This is a genomic window from Crenobacter sp. CS_VA4, assembly GCF_055597485.1.
Map to the genome: position 1 here is coordinate 1 of NZ_JBVMAE010000084.1, position 581 is coordinate 581.

The following is a 581-nucleotide window of genomic DNA, read 5'->3' on the forward strand; positions in this document are numbered from 1 at the left end:
CTGCAGGTGCTGCTCTTCTCGATCCTGTTCGGCTGCGCGCTGAACCTGATGCGCGACTCGGCCGGCGGGGTGATCCGGCTGATCCACGAGGCCGGCCACGTGTTCTTCAAGCTGATCGGGCTGATCGTAAAGCTGGCACCGATCGGCGTGTTCGGCTCGATCGCGTTCACCACGTCCAAGTACGGCGTCTCCTCGCTGCAGCACCTGGGCGGCCTGGTGCTGATGTTCTACGCGACCTGCGCGGTGTTCGTGCTGGGCGTGCTCGGCACCATCTTGAAGCTCGCCGGCCTCAACATCGTGCAGTTCCTGAGCTACCTGCGCGACGAGCTGTCGATCGTGATCGGCACCGCCTCGTCCGACGCGGTGCTGCCGCAGGTGATGCGCAAGCTCGAACACCTGGGCATCAAGGACTCGACCGTCGGCCTGGTGATCCCGACCGGCTACTCGTTCAACCTGGACGGCTTCTCGATCTACCTGACGCTGGCCGCGGTGTTCATCGCCCACGCCACCAACACCCCGCTGTCGCTGGGCAACCTGCTGACCATCCTGGCGGTGTCGCTGGTCACCTCGAAGGGCGCGCA

The 581-nt window shown here is 65.2% G+C and carries 1 protein-coding gene; it reads left to right on the plus strand.

The window, feature by feature from the left end:
* The coding region (locus ACZ2IA_RS22800) for a cation:dicarboxylate symporter family transporter (RefSeq protein WP_470294875.1) at positions 1–581 on the plus strand (581 nt) is incomplete at both ends.